The sequence below is a fragment of the Kitasatospora sp. NBC_01287 genome (assembly GCF_026340565.1).
In the GTDB taxonomy this organism is placed as follows: Bacteria; Actinomycetota; Actinomycetes; order Streptomycetales; family Streptomycetaceae; genus Kitasatospora.
Genome location: NZ_JAPEPB010000001.1, coordinates 917,676 through 933,240 on the forward strand (window position 1 = coordinate 917,676; position 15,565 = coordinate 933,240).

Genomic DNA, 15,565 nt, shown 5'->3' on the forward strand with positions numbered 1-15,565 from the left:
TCAGTCTGACATCCCGGGTGCGCGGTGCGGGAGCCCATTGGCGCCATCACCTCCTTCCGCGCCGGCGGCACCGGCGGACCGGCCGAACCAGTCGAGGCAGACCACCAGGGCGTCGTCCGCCGGAGCCTGGTCCTGGCGCCTGGCGAGCTCACTGAGCACCTTGCGCGGCACCTCGGCGGCGGGCAGCATCCTGCTGGCCCGGATGGCCCGTGCCAGCGCCCGCTCCCCGCGGGACTCGTCGGCGGCACCCGCGACCGCGTGGACGCCGTCGCTGACGAAGATCAACCGGTCGCCCGCCAGCACCTGGATCCGCTGCGCGACATAGGGAGTGTCGTCCGCGAGGCCGAGCGGCAGCTGCGCCTCGAAGGGGATGCGCTCGACCAGGCCGTCCCGCAGCCGCAGCAGCTCGGGCGAGCCCGCGTCGACGATCTCCACCGCCCCGGTGTCGAGGTGGAACTCCAGCAGCAGGACCGAGACGTAGGCCCGCCCCCGGTACTGCCCGTAGACCGCCTGGTCCGCGAGCGCGGCCTGGTCCGCCAGGTCGACGCCGGCCCGGCGCGCGTTGCGCAACGCGCTGATGGCGAGGTTGGTCAGCAGCGAGGCCTCGATGCCCTCGCCCATTCCGTTGGTGATGGTCAGGGTGAGCCGGTCGCCGGTGGCGGACCAGTCGAAGTTGTCTCCGTGGATGGCGTAGGCCGGCTCCAGCTGCGCGCCGATGGCGTACTCCGCGCGGGAGCACGCCCGGGCCGGCAGCAGCTGCCACTGCATCTCGGCGGCCAGCGTGAGGCGGTCCTTGCGACGCGCCTGGAGGTACAGGTCGGTGTCGCGCTCGGCCACCACGATCTGGTGGCCCAGCATCTCGGCCACCTCGGCGAGCTCCTCCCGCAGCTCCTCGGTCAGCCGGTCCGCGTCCAGCGCGAGGCTGAGCACCCCGAGGCGGTCGCCGCGCACGGAGACCGGCAGGTGCAGCAGCGTCGCCGTGCCTTCGGCGCGTCCGGGCGGCGGATCCGCCAGCGGCTCGGCGTACGGCAGTTGCGCGCCGAAGGCCCGTCCGGGCGCGCCGGCGTGCACCGCCAGTGGCTGCGCGGTGCGCGGCAGGCTGGTGACCGGCTGCAGCACGGTCAGGCCGTAGTCGGCCATCAGCAGGCGGACATCGAACACCCCGCACGGGGCGAGAGCGGTGGCCAGGGCGTCCAGCAGCGCATGAGGTGCCGCGCCGCGCAGTGCCCGCTCCACGGTGGCGAGATCAGCGGTCATCCTTGGGGTTCTTCTCTTCGGAACGTCAGTTGGTCCGGCCGATCCGGCACGACCCTCCCGATCGGCACGGCACAGGACACCATACCGCCAAACCGACAACCGCGGTTGTCGTGTGAGATGACTGGAACCCAGTAAACTGCGCCCATGTCGCCTGCCCAGTTCTCCCCGTTGATGAGCGAGGAACAGATCGCCGCGCTCGCGGACGCGGCGGTGGCGGACCTGGCCTCCCGACTGGCCGCGCGCGCCTTCCGGCCGCTCCCGTCGCTGACGGCACCCGACGCCGCCGACCAGGGGGCGGCGCCCGTCTGGGAGCCGGCCCAGGGCGACGCACTCGCCCGACTGCACACCCTGCTGCACCTGCAGCGCGCGGTGGAGCGCCTCACCGACCAGGCCGCGCGCGAGGCGGCCGAGGCCGGGGCGGGCTACCCCCAGCTCGGCGACGCGCTCGAAATGAGCCGTCAGGGCGCCCGCAAGCGCTGGCCGGGACTGGTCGGCGCACCGCCCCGCCCGGCCGCCGGCCCGGTGGCGTGAGAGCTCGGCCCCGCGGCGGCGTGAGCGCTCAGACCCGCGGGAGCACGGCGGCGGTCTCCAGGTAGAAGCTGTCGATGCTCTGGACGGCCTGGGTGAAGTCGTCGAGGTTGACCGGCTTCGTGACGTAGGCGTTGGCGTGGCCGCTGTAGGCGCCGGAGACGTCGTCGGGCGCCCCCGAGGTGGTGAGCACGACCACCGGGATGGCCCGGAGGAGGGCGTCGCCCTTCAGCACGGCGAGGAGCTCCCGGCCGTTCATCCGGGGCATGTTGAGGTCCAGGATGATCAGGTCGGGCAGCGGACGGGTCGCGCGCAGGTGTTCGAGCGCGGCGACGCCGTCCTCGGCCCGCGTGATCGTCCGCGCGGCGCCGCGGTCGAAGAGGGCCTCCTCGATGAGCATCGCGTCGGCGTGGTCGTCCTCGACCAGCAGGACACGGTAGGACTTGGCGGGGCCGGGCTGGGACATCGAGAACTCCGGTCAGTGGCAGGGCGGCGCCGCGAAGCGGCGGTGGGCCCGGCCGACCGCGGCCGACCCCCGGGGAAGTCCCGCGGGCTCCCCTCGCGCGGGTCACCCGGCGCCGAGGCCGCGGGAGGCGGCATGCGATCACCCTACCGCCCTTCCGCACCCTGGCGACAACCAGGGTTGTCACCATGCCTGTAAGGTACGTCTGCCCGGCCCGGGGAGCGCGCGTTCACCGCGCAAGAGCCGCCCGCGCCCATCGGCGCGGCGGGAAGGAAACGCAGCATGGTAGGACAGACCCCGCCGGGGACCGGCCACCGCGCCCCGGACACCCCGGACGCCCCGGACGCCCCGCCGGCCGACGCCCCTGGGCCGGCCGGCCCCGGCCGCGCCGCGCGCTGGACGACCCGCCAGTGGCTGCGCGGCGGTGTCACGGCCTCACTGGCGGTACTGGTCCTGCTGGGCCTCCTGGTCAGCTGGGACTTCGCCCACTCCAGCGAGGTCACCGACAAGCTGGTGGACCGCAGCTCACCAGCGCTGGTCGCGGCCGTCCGGCTGGAGGCCGGCCTGGTCGACCAGGAGACCGGGATACGCGGTTACGGCCTCACCGGCCGCACCGAGTTCCTCGATCCGTACCAGGCGGGACTCACCGAGCAGCAGCAGTCGCTGGACACCCTCACTCCGCTGGTCGCCGAGGACAGCACGGACCGCGCCGACCTGGCCCTCGTGCTGCGGCGCGCCGAGGACTGGCAGGCCCGGATCGCCCGGCCGCTGGCCGCCGCCCCGGCCGGCGCCGCGAACCCCGCCGCCACCGCGCTGGCCGACGAGGGAAAGCAGCTCTTCGACGCGGTACGGACCGCCACCGCCGCCCAGCAGCAGCACCTGCAGGCCGAGCGCGCCGCCGCCCGCACCGACCTGCAGTCCGCCCGGGAGCTGCGCGACCTGATCTTCTCGCTGATCGGCGCCGTCCTCCTGACGCTCGCCATCCTGGTCTTCGAAGGGCTCCGACGCGGTGTCACCAAGCCGCTGGAGCTGCTGGCAGCCGACGCCGAGCTGGTGACCCGGGGCTCCTTCGAGCACCCGATCAACCCCACAGGGCCGGCCGACCTGCGCCAACTCGCCCGGACCATCGAAGCCATGCGCCGACGGCTGGCCGAGGAGCTGTCCTTCAGCGACCAGGCCCGCCGCACCCTGGACGAGCAGGCCGCCGATCTGCGCCGCTCCAACACCGAGTTGGAGCAGTTCGCCTACGTGGCCTCGCACGACCTCCAGGAACCGCTGCGCAAGGTGGCCAGCTTCTGCCAGCTGCTGCAGCGCCGCTACGCCGGACAACTGGACGACCGGGCCGACCAGTACATCGCCTTCGCGGTCGACGGCGCCAACCGGATGCAGACCCTGATCAACGACCTGCTCGCGTTCTCCCGGGTCGGCCGCCTGCACGCCGACCACCAGCCCGTCGCCCTGGAAGGCGTCTTCGCCGACACGGTCGACGCGCTGAGCATGGCGATCGAGGAGAGCGGCGCCGAGATCAGCCACGACCCGCTCCCCGAGATCCGCGGCGACGCCACCCAGTTGAGCGTGCTGCTGCAGAACCTGCTCAGCAACGCCATCAAGTTCCGCAGTCCGGAGCGGGCACCGCGGATCCACCTGGAGGCGGTGCTGGCCGGCGACCATTGGCAGCTCGCCGTGCGCGACAACGGGATCGGCATCGAGCCGGAGTTCGCGGACAAGGTCTTCGTCATCTTCCAGCGCCTGCACACCCGGATCGCCTACCCCGGCAACGGGATCGGCCTGGCCATGTGCAAGAAGATCGTCGACTTCCACGGCGGCACCATCGGCGTCGACCTCGCCCACTCCCCCGGCACCCGGATCACGTTCACCCTGCCCGCCGAACCCGGCGGACCGGCGAAGGCGGCCACCGACGGCGGGCGGGCGGCGGAGCTGGACGGAGCCGGGCGGCCATGACCTCCTCCCTCCGGCTCCCGCAGGCCGGCCCGACGCTGGACGGGCCGTACCGGATCCTCCTGCTGGAGGACGACGCCGGTGACGCCCTGCTCTTCGAGGAACTCCTGCGGGACACCGGGCTCCAGCACACCCTGCAGTGGCAGCAGACCCTGGCCGAGGCCGTCGCCGAGCTGACCCGGCGGCCGGCCGACTGCGTCGTGGTGGACCTGCACCTGCCCGACGCCACCGGCCTCGCCGTCCTGACAGCCGTCCAGCAGGCCTGCCCGCAGGGGGCGGTGATCGTGCTGACCGGGCTGGGCGACACCCGGGCGGGCGTCGAGGCGGTCTCCGTCGGCGCCCAGGACTACCTGATCAAGGGCCAGGTCGACGGCGCCCTGCTGCAGCGCGTGCTGCGCTACGCGGTGCACCGCAAGCAGGCCGAACAGGCCGGTGCCGAACTGCGCGAGAACCGCATCCGGGCGCAGGAGAACGCCCGTCTGGAGCGCGGCCTGCTGCCCACCCCGCTGCTGCGCGACAGCGCGGTCACGGTGACCACCCGCTACCTGCCCGGCCGTGAACGGGCCCAGCTGGGCGGGGACTTCCTGGACGCGGTGCAGACCGCGGACGGTGTCGTGCACGCCGTGATCGGCGACGTCAGCGGCCACGGGCCGGACGAGGCCGCCCTCGGCGTGTGCCTGCGGATCACCTGGCGCGCCCTGGTGCTGGCCGGCCACCGCGGCACCGAACTGCTCGACCTGCTGGAGCAGGTGCTCGTCGCCGAGCGCACCCGCTCCGACATGTTCGCCACCTGCACCCTGCTCGACCTCGACCTGGCGGCCGCCCGCGCGACCGTCCACCTGGCCGGGCACCACGAGCCGCTGCTCACCGCCGGGCGCACCGCGCCCGCCGAGGCCGCGCACGGCATCGCCCTGGGCATCGCGCCCGGGCTGCGCCACTGGCAGGCCAGCACCGTGCCGCTGCCGGCCACCGGATCGCTGATGCTCTACACCGACGGCCTGATCGAGGGCCACCGGGGGCCCGGTGCCGAGCGGCTGGGCACCGAGGGCCTGCTCGACCTGATCGCCCGGACCCCGGACCATGACACCGCGCCCTTCCTCGACCGGCTGATCAGCGCCGCGCAACGGCTCAACGCGGGCCGGCACGCCGACGACCTGGCCATCCTCCACCTCGCCTGGGACGGCGCGGGCCGCCCGGCCCCCTGAGCCGACCTCGCAGGTGTCGGACCGCGCGTCGCGGGCAGACGAGCGTCGCCCGGATCTCATGGATGCGACCCGGCGGAGCGATTGGGAGGACGACATGACGACGACCGTGCCGTACGCGATAGGCGCCGAGGTCCACAGCCAGGACGACACCTACGGCGAGCTGAAGCGCGTGGTGATCGACCCGCTGGCCCTGCGGGTCACCCACCTCGTGGTCGGCGGGCACCACGACGAGGACCGACTGGTGCCCGTCGACCTGGTCGACGGGCAGGCCACCGACGCCGAGCACATCAGGCTGCGCTGCGACAGCGCGGCGGTGCGGCAGTTGGAGCCGGCCGAGGAGACGGAGTACCTCCCGGGCTCCTCGGACCAGCTCGGCTACCAGCCGGAGCAACTGGTCACCCTGCCCGTCTACGGCATGGGCGTGGGCGGCGTCGGCATGATCCCCGGGCCGGAGCCCGTCCAGCTGGAGCCGTCCACCGTCGTGCACGAGCGGGTGCCCGGCGACCAGGTCCAGATCCGCCACGGCGACCGGGTCGAGGCCACCGACGGCGAGATCGGCCGGGTCCAGGGCCTGGTGGTCGATCCGCAGGACCACGGCGTGACCCACGTGCTCCTCAAGGAGGGCCACCTGTGGGGCAGGAAGACCGTCGCCATCCCGATCGGCGAGGTGAGCTGGAGCGCGGGGAGCGTCACCGTGCGGCTCAGCAAGGCGGAGCTGGCCGAGCTGCCCTCGGTGGACGTCCACGCCCTCCGGTAGGGCCCGCGGCGCGGATGTGCGCGGCCCGGTCGGTGGCAACCAACCGACCGGGCCGCGCACATCCGCGCCTCCCGCCCGCCCCCACCGGTCGCGAAAGGCGGCCCGAGCGGCTCTAGGCTTTGAGGATGAGCAGGATGCCGCCGACCAGGAGCCGTCGCGACGTCGACACGGTGCTCGCGAGGGGCCTGGCGGCCGCGCTCGACGGGTCGGCGCACGCCACCGGCGCGGCCACGGCGTTCGTTCTCACCGGTGAGGCGGGGGCCGGCAAGAGCCATGCGCTGCGGGCCGCGGTGTCGGGCTTGTCCGTGCCGCTCCGGTGGGCCGCGGCCGACGAGGCGGCGGTTCGGCACCCGTACGCGCTGGCCGCGGGGCTGCTCGGCGTGGAGCTGGGGCGGCCGCTGCCCGCGGACGCCGAGCAGCGGCTGCTGGCACGGCTCGACGAGCTCTGTGCGGGTGGCCCGCTGGTGCTCGCCGTCGACGACGCCCATCAGGCCGACGCCGCCTCGCTGGCCGTGCTGAACCTGGTGGCGGCGGCCGCCCGCGACCTGCCGCTGGCCCTGCTGATGGCCCGTCGGCCGCTGCCGGAGCGCGAGCACCTGCTGCGGCTGCTGCGCCGGCCCGACACCGGCGAGATCACCCTGCCCGCGCTGGACGAGATCGACCTCGACGCGCTGGTGCACGAGTACACCGGCCGATGGCCCGGGTCCGCCCTGCGCTCGCTGCTGCTGCGCCACCCCGGCAACGCGCTGTACGCGATCACGGTCATCGACGACCTGCGACGCTCCGGCGCGCTCACCGAGCACGGCCGGCTCGAACTGCTGCCCGGGTGGCGGGTCGGCCAGGGGGCCGCCGGGGGCCGCAGCCTGGAGGAGGTCATCGAGTCCGAGCTGGCCGGACTGCAGGGCCCGGCCAGGGAGGTCGTCAGGGCGCTGTCGGTGATGGGCGCGCCGACGACCCTGCGGCATCTCGCCGCCGTGAGCGGACTGGAGCCGGTCGCACTGGTGGAACCGGTGCAGGCGCTGCTCGACCGGGGCGTGGTGACCTTCGGAGCGGGCGAGCGGCTGGCCTTCGCGCACGACAGCTATCGCGAGGTCGTGCACCACGGGATCCCGGCCCCGCTGCGCCGCGTGCTGCACGCCGCCGCGGCCGAGCACGCCGACGCGGCCGACCGGGCCCACCACGTGATCGCCTCGGGCGCCCCGCTCGACGAGGTGCTGAGGGCCGTCCGGGCGGCCGGTCCCGACCTGGTGCACGCCCCCGCGGTGGAGGCCGACCTGCTGGCCCGCGCCGCCGCCGCGGCGAACAGTTCGACGGCGGGCTCGGCGGCCACCGAACTGGCCGTCGGACGGGCTCGCGCGCTGGCCCGCTCCGGGCAGCTGCGCCGCGCGGAGGAGAGCGCCCGCGGCGCGCTGGCGTCGGCCACCGGGCCGAGTGACCGGGTCGAGCTGAGCCGGGTGCTGATCTTCGCGCTGACGCTACGCGGCGAGGTCCCCGCTGCGCTGCGGCTGATCGACGAGACGCTGGCCGGGCCGGTCCCCGCACGGGTCCGCGACATCCTCACCGACCACCGGCAGCAGGCCGCCCAGCTCGCCGGGCTGGCACCGCTCCCGCTCGGGCCCCCGGTGGCCGACCCCCGCACCCTCACCCTCACCGGGCTGGTCTGCGAGGCCGTCCGCGCTTGCCTGACCGGTCACCCCCAGGTGGCGATCGAGCTGGCCTGGGAGGCCTCCCGGCAGCACATGTCGCGCGACGTCGACCCGTACGAGGGCCTCTCGGGCGACATCTGGCCGCCGTTCATCGAGCTCTCGCTCGGCGGCCCCGCCTCGGCCACGGCGGCCCTGCGCGAGGTGGAGGGGCTGCGCGAGGACCGCGGGGCCTCCTGGCAGGTGCCCTCCCACCAGCTCATCGGCGCCTCGATCGACCTGGTGGCCGGGCGGCTGGCCGACGCCGCGGCGGCGTTCGACGCGGCGCTGGAGCTCGTGGAGCCGGGTGAGTTCGCCTGGACCTCGCTGGCGGTCGGGGCCCGCACGATGGTCGACGTGCTGCGCGGCGACCTGGACGCCGCGGACCGCCGGCTGCGGGAGTGGGACGCCGAGCCGCGCGTCCTGCAGTTCGGCATCCCGCAGCCGGCCCGCGCGCGGGTCGCGCTGCTGGAGGCACGGCGGCGGCACGTGGAGGCGGCCCGGCTCGCCCGCGACGTGTGGGCGACGGCCCGCGCGCAGCACTGCCACACCTGGCTGGCCGCCGTGGCACCGGATCTCGGCCGCGTCGCGCTGCGGGCCGCCGACGACCGGTTGCGGGTGATGATCGCGCGGGACCTCGCCCTGCTCCCGCGCCCGCTGAGCCCCGCCGCGATCGCCTCCGTCCGGCTGGCCGAGGCCCTCACCGGGCCCGCCGACCACGGCCTCGCCGACCGGGCGGCCACCGCGGCGGCCCACGCGGCCCGGGTCGGGGACGCGCTGGTGGAGACCTCCGCCTGGGAGGAGGCAGCCGTCGCCTCGGCGGGGCAGGGCGACAAGGAGGCGGCCCGGCGGTACGCCCGGCGGGCCCTCGAACTGGCGGAGGAGACCGGCGCGGTGACAGTGGCGGTACGCGTGGCGGGCCGGCTGCGCTCGCTCGGCGTACGGTTGGGCGCCACCGCCGGGCGCCGCCGCCCCACCCGCGGCTGGGACGCGCTCACCCCGACGGAGACGCTGGTCGCCGAGCTCGTCGCGTCGGGGCTCCCCGGGCCCGAGGTCGCCCGCCGGCTGCACGTCTCACCGCGGACGGTGCAGACGCACGTCTCGCACGTGCTGGCCAAGCTCGGGCTGAGCAGCCGCGTCGAGCTGGCGGCGGCCGGCGCGGCCCGCGCCGCGGCGGTTGCCGCGAAGGGTGCCGGAGCGGGCTGACGGAGCGGGCTGACGGCTGGCACGGTTTCCTCTGTCATCCGACGGATGTTCGGCGGCCGCGGTGCCAGCAGGGTGGAGGCATCCCATCCGGCGACTGCGGAGAGACGCCATGAAACCGACGAATATGCTGCTAGGACTGGCCCCTTGGGTCCTGTTCTCGATGATCGCCGAGCACATCGGCGCGGGAGCGGTCGGTCTCGCGGCGCTGGCCGCCTGCCTGGGCTCGCTGGTGCTGACCGTCCGGGGCACCCTGCACGGCGGACTCAAGCTGATCGACGCCGCCGGGGTGCTCACCTTCGGCGCCCTGGCCGCCGTCGGCTTCGCGAGCGGCCACCAGGTCCGGACGCTGCTGGTCGACTACGGCCGCGGCGGTTCGGCGCTGGTGCTCGCGGCCGTCATGCTGGTGTCGGCGTTCACCGTGCCGTTCACCGAGCAGTACGCCCGTGCCGGCGTGGACCGGCGCTACTGGGCGAGCCCCGTCTTCCGCGCGCTCAACCGGCGGATCTCGCTGCTCTGGTCGGCAGTCATCCTCGTGATGGCCCTGTGCCACCTCAGCGCCGGTGCCCTGCAGGCCTCCGGCCACGGCGACACCGGCAACCTGCTGCTCAACTGGGTCATCCCGGTGCTGCTGATCCTCGGCGGCCTCAAGCGCAGCCAGCAGATCGCCACCGACGCGGGGGTCGGCGCCACGGCCGGTGGTCGGGCATGAGCGAGACCAGGAGGACCACCGGCGCCGCGACCACCGGCGCCGCGACGACCACCGCGACGATCGGGACCACGGCTCCGGAGGCCACCCGAGTGCCTCGGGGAGCCTGGACCACCCTGGTCGCGATGACCGGCGGCCTGTCCATGATCATGCTCGACCAGACCGTCGTCTCGGTCGCCCTCCCCACCATGAGCCGCCAGCTCGCCCTGTCGGCGAGCGGTCAGCAGTGGGTCGTCAACGCCTACGTCCTGGCCATGGCCGCCACCGTCGCCCTCGGCGGCAAACTGGGCAGCAAGCTCGGCCCGGTCACCACCTTCCGGGTGGGCGTGGGCCTCTTCTTCATCGCCTCGGCCCTGTGCGGCCTGGCCCCGACCGGGTCGCTGGGCCAGGGGTGGCTGATCGCCGCCCGGGTGGCGCAGGGCTGCGGCGCGGCACTGATGATGCCGGTGAGCGCGAGCATCGTGATGGCGGCCTTCCCGCTCGCGATCCGCGGCCGCGCCATGGGCGTCTACGTCGGGATCAGTCAGATCTTCCTGGCCCTGGGACCGCTGCTCGGCGGAACGCTCACCGAGTGGGTCAGCTGGCGCGCGGTCTTCTGGATCAACGTGCCGGTCGGCATCGTCGCCCTCCTCCTCGTCCGGCGCGCCCGCCCCGCCAACCCGGCGCAGCCGGGGCTGACGATCTCACCGGTCCACACCCTGCTGCTCATGGGCGGGATCGGCGGCACCGTGTACGCGCTCCAGCAGTCCGGCCCGTGGGGCTGGGGCTCCCCGAAGACCCTGGTGTGCCTGGGCGTCGGCCTCGCGCTGACAGTGACCTTCGTGCTCACCCAGCTGCGCGCCGCCGATCCGCTGGTGCAGGTCCGGCTGTTCCGGCTCCGGGGCTTCCTCGGGGACGTCCTGGTGCTGTTCACCACCCAGTTCAGCATGCTGGCCATGGTGCTGTTCTCCGCGCTCTACTCGCAGAACCTGCTGGGCTACAGCCCGGTGAAGGCCGGCCTGTGCGCGCTGGCCATGATCCTGCCGCTGATGCTCGGCGCCCAGATCGCCGGTCGCTGGTACGACCGCTCCGGAGTGAGGCCGCCGCTCCTCACCGGCCTCACCCTGGCCACCGTCGGGGCGGCGCAGTGGACCTCGATGCTGCCGCACATCGAGTACGTCTCCAAGGTGCCGGGCATGGCGCTGGTCGGGCTCGGCCTGGGCCTGGTGATGTCCCCGATCAACACCGACGCGCTGAGCCGGGTGTCGCAGGCGGACCGGCCGCAGGCGTCGGGCATCGTGCAGACCGTGCGCCAGCTCGGCGGGACGCTGGGCGTCGCGGTGGTCGGGGCCGTCGTCACGGCCCGCCTCCACCTCGTGCCGCCCGCCGCCCGGGTCCACGACACCGCGGAGGCGATGACGGCGGGGTTCGCGGTGGCCGCGGCGGTCTTCGGGCTCGGGCTCGCCGCCGCCTGGCTGCTGCTCCCGCGCGGACGGGCTGCGGCACCGGCCCGGCACCCGGCGGCGGACGGGTGAATCCCACCCGGCAGCCGGCCCCGTGCGGGCGACAGCGGGCGGAATCGAGTGGAACCCCGCCGCCCCGTCCGACGGACCGCGGCTCTGAACGGTGCCCGGCGCGAACCGGGGTAGGCGGACGCCGACCACGGAGAGGGAGGCACGTGATGGGTGAGACATCGATCAGAGCCACGGGATGGGCCCGGTCCTTCCCGGTGAGCGGCGGTGTGCGGGCGGGCCGGCAGTGGGCGCGCGAACACCTGGACGCCCTGGGGTGGGCCTCCGCGGCGCCCGACACCGTGGACGACGTGCTGCTGACGGTGTCGGAACTGATCACCAACGCCCACGTCCACGCGCACAGCAGCGCCCAGCTCGTCCTGCTCCGGGACCGGCGCCACCTGCACGTCTACGTCCATGACTCCTCCTCCGCGCTGCCCCGCCCCAAGCCGCCGGACGCGGGCCGGCCCGACGGGCGGGGCCTGGCCATCATCGACGCGCTCGCCGACAGCTGGCGGACCCGGCCGCAGGCGGACGGCAAGACCATCGCGGCCTGCTTCCTCGCCCCGGAGCAACCCGAAGCCGAGGCCCGTACCAACGGCTGAACGGCGGTATCGCTTCGGTCGGGCCGCCCGACGGGGCCGGATCGGGGCGGACCAGGCCGGATCGGGACGGGTCAGGCCGGATCGGGACGGGTCAGGCCGGATCGGGACAGGTCAGGCCGGATCGGGACAGGTCAGGCCGGATCGGGACGGGTCAGGCCGTGGGGACGTCGAACTCGGCCCAGACGGACTTGCCCGGCGCGTCACCGCGCGGCGTGGATCCCCAGCGGCTGGTCAGCAGCGCGACGGTGTGCAGGCCGTGGCCGCCGAGGCGCCCCGGCGAGTGCGGGAGCTGGGGCTGCGGGGGTGCGGCGAGCCCGTCGAGGACGTCGACGCGCAGCATCCGCTCGGTAGCGCTCAGGATCAGCTGGTCAGGGCCCTGGGCGTGCCGGGAGGCATTGGTGACCAGCTCGGAGACGACGAGCAGTACGTCGTCGGCGCGGGCCTGCTGGTCCGGGTCGTCGGTGGGCAGCCAGCCCCAGTCGTGCAGGGCCTGGCGGGTGTGGTCGCGGCAGCGCCCCACCGTGCCGGCGGCCCCGGTCAGGGCGAGCCGGCGGATCTGGCCGTGCGGAGGGAGCGAGGGCAGCACTGCCCGGCCTGTCGTCCGGGGATCGCTAGCGCTCATCTTTCCTCACTCTGACAGCCGGGATGCTGGGAAACGGGTCAACAGCTGTGCACTCCTCTGCCCCCTGATCGGGACAGGACACACGACCGGGGGGTCTACCGCAGGACGGCGTCCAGATCCGGGCGGATGTCGAAGACCGTGTCGGCGCCGGTGATCTCGAAGACCCGGGCCACCGCGGGCTGCAGACCTGCCAGCACCAGCGCGGCGCCGGCCTGCTCGGCGTCGCGCCGGGCGGCGAGCAGCGTGTTCAGCCCGGTGGAGTCGCAGAACCAGAGGTCGCGGCAGTCCACCACCAAGCGGTCGCTGTCAGGCCGGCTCAGCGCGTCGACGAGCCGCTCGTGGAGCAGGCCGACGCTGTCGTGGTCCAACTCGCCGGCCGGCGAGACGACGACGCTCCGGCCGTGGACCCGGACAGCTACGGTCAATCGGTCGGCTGGGGTCCCGGTCCCTTCGCCGGCACTGCTCTGCATGACACTCCTCTGCACTGGGTGGTGACGCGGCCGCCAGTCTGCCATGCCCGTGGGCCCTCTGGTCAGGGACCTGCGCGGTCGACGCCCGGCACGATCCGAAAACCTGGAAACATGCGAAGAAACGGTGAAGGTTGCCGGCCGGGCGGCTTGGCCGCCCGGATCGGGGGCAGCCGTCGGTGTGGTCCCAGGGCTCGCCCACGGCGGGCATCTCCGAGGCGTACCTCCACTGCTCCTCACTGCTCCACTGCTCCTCACTGCTCCACTGCTCCTCACCCCCCGCTGCCCCGCTGCTCCTCACTCGACGGCGACCGGGCTCAGGACTGCAGGTAGACGAGGAGGGCCACGTCGTCCCCGTGGCGGCCCTGGCCGAGCAGCACGGTGCAGAGGTGGTCGACCACGGCTTCGGCTGTCGGGAGTTCCGCGGCCAGCGCCGCCTGGGCTCGTTCGATGCCGGAGTCGATGATCTCGTCGCGCCGTTCGACCAGTCCATCGGTGTAGAGCAGCAGGCGGGCGCCGGTGGCGAGGATCGCCGTGCTCTCGGGCCGCTCGCTGCCCGTGCTGACGGCCAGCGGCGGGCTCTGGGCGTCCTGCAGGCGGTGCACGACGCCGCCGGGCTCGACCAGAAGGGCCGGCAGGTGGCCCGCGCTGCTGTAGCGCACGGTCCGCGTGGCGGGGTCGATGACTCCGCAGAAGACGGTGGTGCAGAACGCGCCGGGCAGGAGGTCGGCGAACCGGTCCAGGGCCTCCAGGACGCGGGCCGGGCCGTTGTTCTCCAGCAGCAGGGCCCGCGCCGCGCTGCGCAGTTGGCCCATGGTGGCGGCCGCGTCCAGGCCGCGTCCGACCACGTCGCCGACGACCACGCCGAAGCGGCGGCCGGGCAGTTCGACGACGTCGTACCAGTCGCCTCCCACCTCCAGGGTGGAACCGCCGGGTTCGTAGCGGACGGCGAAGCCGCCGGGCAGGTCGGCGGGGCCCAGGATGGCGCGCTGGAGAGCGAGGGCGACCTGCCGCTCAGGACGGTGTACTCGGGGGCCAGCAGGGCCGCGAGACAGGTCCGCAGGTCGGCGTTGTCCTCGGCCACCAGCACCGTGCCTCTGCCCGGTGTGCGGGCGCCGCGCGGGCCGGTACCCTCGTCCTCGCCGGGCGGCGGGCTCCGGCCCTCGCCGGGCGGCGGGCTCCTCCGGAGGGCTTCGGCGACGTAGTCCTGGACCACGCTGTGACCGTGCGCAGGAACGCGGAGTCACCGAACGTGATGCCACTGGCGTCGAGGATCACCACGGGGTGCGACGCGGCGGCGGCTTCGAGTTCGGCGGTCAACGGCCCCAGCGTGTCGGCGTCCGGCTCACCGCTCGCAGCGATGACCGGCAAGGACGCGAAGGGACCGCCGTCAGTGGTCATGCCTCAATTTGCCGAAGCCCGCGTCCGGCCCCTCATGACGACCTCGCCGGAGTTGGCCGTACCGGGAGCCGAGCCGAGGTGTCCGCCGTCCCGTCCGGGGAAGTCGCAGGACGAACGCACGAGGGCGCCGATTAAGATACCTGGCAGTCCCGCGCCCGCCTTCACCCACCGCGCCCGGGCAGCGGACCACGGAAAACAGACGCTAAGGGGCGCGGACGGCCATGGATCTCCACCAGTACCCGTCCCCGCTCCACACCGTCCTCTGCCTGGACGGCCTGCCCGGGTCGATCGCCACCGCCCGGAACCACGCTCGTGCGTTCCTCGCGCAGATCCCCCTCCGGGAGAGCGAGCACACCGCGGCGAGCGACGTCTTGGTGCTGGTCAGCGAGCTGGTCACCAACGCCGTCCGCCACGCGCCGGGGCCCTGCTCGCTGGGCCTGGTGTACGACGGCTCCAGCCTGGTGATCGCGATCAGCGACACCGGCCCCGAGCTGCCCCGGCGCCGCCCCGGCGACCTCCTCACCGGCAGCGGCGGATTCGGTTGGAACGTACTCACCAGCCTCACCAAGGACATCCACATCGCCCGCCACGGGGCGGACGGGAAGACCATCGTCGCCGTCCTGCCCTTCCCCCAGGCCTGATCCCCGCGGGCCTGACCCCCCAGCGCCGGCCCGCGCCGCAGCTCCGGCCTCGGCTCCGGCGACCGAGGAACATGAGCACACCTCATACTGCCGCCGAATACTGCTGGCGCCCGGTGCTTGACCGCACGTCAGCCGGGCCCCTGCGCCTGCTGACGCATGGTCGAGCAGCGGGCGCGGGCGGGGCGTCAGCGACCGGCGGGGTTGCTGACCAGCACCCGGTCCCCCGCGTGCTCGCTCTGGTAGCCGGCCTCGGCCAGCAGCGCCGCGAGGCAGAGGGTGAGCCGGAAATCCCGGGAGTGGATGGTGGCGGCTCCACGAGCCCGGGCAGAGGCATCGGCACCGCCGCCGCCCGCACCCGCACCCGCCGGCTCCACCGTGCCGCCCTGCGGGCCGCTCCGCCAGGAGACGGTCACGCCGTGGGCGTGGCTGGAGAGCACCGCCCCGGCCGTGGCCCGGCCGCCCTGGTCGGCGAGCGGGAGGCCCGCCTCGCGGAGCGTGTGGGCGATCGAGCCGAGCAGTGTGTGATGGTCAGCCATATGAAGAGTCTACGCGCCGAACTTCATATGAACGGATGGT

At 74.3% G+C, this 15,565-nt stretch carries 16 protein-coding genes; 9 read left to right on the forward strand and 7 right to left on the reverse strand.

Translation table 11 applies throughout. From position 1 onward, the window contains the following. Positions 1–1,257, reverse strand: a complete 1,257-nt coding sequence (locus tag OG455_RS03650) for a PP2C family protein-serine/threonine phosphatase (RefSeq protein WP_266290097.1) — start codon at positions 1,255–1,257, stop codon at positions 1–3. A gap of 144 nt (positions 1,258–1,401) precedes the next feature. Here OG455_RS03650 and OG455_RS03655 point away from each other — a divergent pair, with 144 nt between their 5' ends. Then, positions 1,402–1,788: a hypothetical protein gene (locus tag OG455_RS03655; RefSeq protein WP_266290099.1), complete on the forward strand. Its 387-nt coding sequence runs from the start codon at positions 1,402–1,404 to the stop codon at positions 1,786–1,788. A gap of 28 nt (positions 1,789–1,816) precedes the next feature. Here the strand turns inward: OG455_RS03655 and OG455_RS03660 are convergent, their stop codons facing one another. Then, on the reverse strand, positions 1,817–2,251 hold the full coding sequence (locus tag OG455_RS03660; RefSeq protein ID WP_266290101.1) for a response regulator: 435 nt from the start codon (positions 2,249–2,251) through the stop codon (positions 1,817–1,819). Positions 2,252–2,530: 279 nt separating this feature from the next. Between OG455_RS03660 and OG455_RS03665 the strand changes: the two genes are divergently transcribed. The 7 genes from OG455_RS03665 (at position 2,531) to OG455_RS03695 (ending at position 11,858) form a co-directional block, all read left to right on the forward strand. Continuing rightward, a complete protein-coding gene (locus OG455_RS03665) occupies positions 2,531–4,210 on the forward strand; it encodes an ATP-binding protein (RefSeq protein ID WP_266290107.1) in 1,680 nt (559 codons plus the stop codon). Then, entirely contained in the window at positions 4,207–5,412 is a 1,206-nt protein-coding gene (locus OG455_RS03670) for a PP2C family protein-serine/threonine phosphatase (RefSeq protein ID WP_266290109.1), read from the forward strand. Before OG455_RS03665 ends, OG455_RS03670 begins: the two co-directional genes overlap by 4 nt. 94 nt (positions 5,413–5,506) lie before the next feature. Further along, positions 5,507–6,169, forward strand: coding sequence for a PRC-barrel domain-containing protein (locus tag OG455_RS03675; RefSeq protein WP_266290112.1), 663 nt, complete (start codon positions 5,507–5,509; stop codon positions 6,167–6,169). Between the two features lie 125 nt (positions 6,170–6,294). Beyond that, complete coding sequence (locus OG455_RS03680) at positions 6,295–9,057, forward strand: LuxR C-terminal-related transcriptional regulator (RefSeq protein WP_266290117.1); 2,763 nt, start codon at positions 6,295–6,297, stop codon at positions 9,055–9,057. A 109-nt stretch (positions 9,058–9,166) separates the two neighbouring features. Beyond that, complete coding sequence (locus OG455_RS03685) at positions 9,167–9,766, forward strand: hypothetical protein (protein WP_266290119.1); 600 nt, start codon at positions 9,167–9,169, stop codon at positions 9,764–9,766. Beyond that, positions 9,763–11,277, forward strand: a complete 1,515-nt coding sequence (locus tag OG455_RS03690; RefSeq protein ID WP_266290124.1) for an MFS transporter — start codon at positions 9,763–9,765, stop codon at positions 11,275–11,277. Before OG455_RS03685 ends, OG455_RS03690 begins: the two co-directional genes overlap by 4 nt. 146 nt (positions 11,278–11,423) lie before the next feature. Then, entirely contained in the window at positions 11,424–11,858 is a 435-nt protein-coding gene (locus OG455_RS03695; RefSeq protein WP_266290126.1) for an ATP-binding protein, read from the forward strand. 151 nt (positions 11,859–12,009) lie between these two features. Here the strand turns inward: OG455_RS03695 and OG455_RS03700 are convergent, their stop codons facing one another. The 4 genes from OG455_RS03700 to OG455_RS42005 all read right to left on the reverse strand — a co-directional run bounded on the left by OG455_RS03700 (position 12,010) and on the right by OG455_RS42005 (position 14,348). Next, the gene (locus OG455_RS03700; RefSeq protein WP_266290128.1) at positions 12,010–12,480 is read right to left on the reverse strand and encodes an ATP-binding protein; all 471 of its coding nucleotides are present in this window, start codon (positions 12,478–12,480) and stop codon (positions 12,010–12,012) included. Between the two features lie 95 nt (positions 12,481–12,575). Then, a complete protein-coding gene (locus OG455_RS03705; RefSeq protein WP_266290130.1) occupies positions 12,576–12,950 on the reverse strand; it encodes an STAS domain-containing protein in 375 nt (124 codons plus the stop codon). A 314-nt stretch (positions 12,951–13,264) separates the two neighbouring features. Next, complete coding sequence (locus tag OG455_RS03710) at positions 13,265–13,861, reverse strand: PP2C family protein-serine/threonine phosphatase (RefSeq protein WP_266290132.1); 597 nt, start codon at positions 13,859–13,861, stop codon at positions 13,265–13,267. Positions 13,862–13,961: 100 nt separating this feature from the next. Beyond that, entirely contained in the window at positions 13,962–14,348 is a 387-nt protein-coding gene (locus OG455_RS42005) for an STAS domain-containing protein (RefSeq protein ID WP_323185408.1), read from the reverse strand. A 221-nt stretch (positions 14,349–14,569) separates the two neighbouring features. Here OG455_RS42005 and OG455_RS03715 point away from each other — a divergent pair, with 221 nt between their 5' ends. Next, entirely contained in the window at positions 14,570–14,989 is a 420-nt protein-coding gene (locus OG455_RS03715) for an ATP-binding protein (RefSeq protein WP_266290134.1), read from the forward strand. Positions 14,990–15,174: 185 nt separating this feature from the next. Here OG455_RS03715 and OG455_RS03720 read toward each other — a convergent pair whose 3' ends face one another. After that, the gene (locus OG455_RS03720) at positions 15,175–15,525 is read right to left on the reverse strand and encodes a hypothetical protein (RefSeq protein ID WP_266290136.1); all 351 of its coding nucleotides are present in this window, start codon (positions 15,523–15,525) and stop codon (positions 15,175–15,177) included. Positions 15,526–15,565: the final 40 nt, after the last annotated feature.

Bases quoted from the DNA above. Each gene is read 5' to 3' on its own strand.
- OG455_RS03650 (WP_266290097.1), bottom strand. From the start codon at position 1,257: ATGACCGCTGATCTCGCCACCGTGGAGCGGGCACTGCGCGGCGCGGCA.
- OG455_RS03655 (WP_266290099.1), top strand. From the start codon at position 1,402: ATGTCGCCTGCCCAGTTCTCCCCGTTGATGAGCGAGGAACAGATCGCC.
- OG455_RS03660 (WP_266290101.1), bottom strand. From the start codon at position 2,251: ATGTCCCAGCCCGGCCCCGCCAAGTCCTACCGTGTCCTGCTGGTCGAG.
- OG455_RS03665 (WP_266290107.1), top strand. From the start codon at position 2,531: ATGGTAGGACAGACCCCGCCGGGGACCGGCCACCGCGCCCCGGACACC.
- OG455_RS03670 (WP_266290109.1), top strand. From the start codon at position 4,207: ATGACCTCCTCCCTCCGGCTCCCGCAGGCCGGCCCGACGCTGGACGGG.
- OG455_RS03675 (WP_266290112.1), top strand. From the start codon at position 5,507: ATGACGACGACCGTGCCGTACGCGATAGGCGCCGAGGTCCACAGCCAG.
- OG455_RS03680 (WP_266290117.1), top strand. From the start codon at position 6,295: ATGAGCAGGATGCCGCCGACCAGGAGCCGTCGCGACGTCGACACGGTG.
- OG455_RS03685 (WP_266290119.1), top strand. From the start codon at position 9,167: ATGAAACCGACGAATATGCTGCTAGGACTGGCCCCTTGGGTCCTGTTC.
- OG455_RS03690 (WP_266290124.1), top strand. From the start codon at position 9,763: ATGAGCGAGACCAGGAGGACCACCGGCGCCGCGACCACCGGCGCCGCG.
- OG455_RS03695 (WP_266290126.1), top strand. From the start codon at position 11,424: ATGGGTGAGACATCGATCAGAGCCACGGGATGGGCCCGGTCCTTCCCG.
- OG455_RS03700 (WP_266290128.1), bottom strand. From the start codon at position 12,480: ATGAGCGCTAGCGATCCCCGGACGACAGGCCGGGCAGTGCTGCCCTCG.
- OG455_RS03705 (WP_266290130.1), bottom strand. From the start codon at position 12,950: ATGCAGAGCAGTGCCGGCGAAGGGACCGGGACCCCAGCCGACCGATTG.
- OG455_RS42005 (WP_323185408.1), bottom strand. From the start codon at position 14,348: ATGACCACTGACGGCGGTCCCTTCGCGTCCTTGCCGGTCATCGCTGCG.
- OG455_RS03715 (WP_266290134.1), top strand. From the start codon at position 14,570: ATGGATCTCCACCAGTACCCGTCCCCGCTCCACACCGTCCTCTGCCTG.
- OG455_RS03720 (WP_266290136.1), bottom strand. From the start codon at position 15,525: ATGGCTGACCATCACACACTGCTCGGCTCGATCGCCCACACGCTCCGC.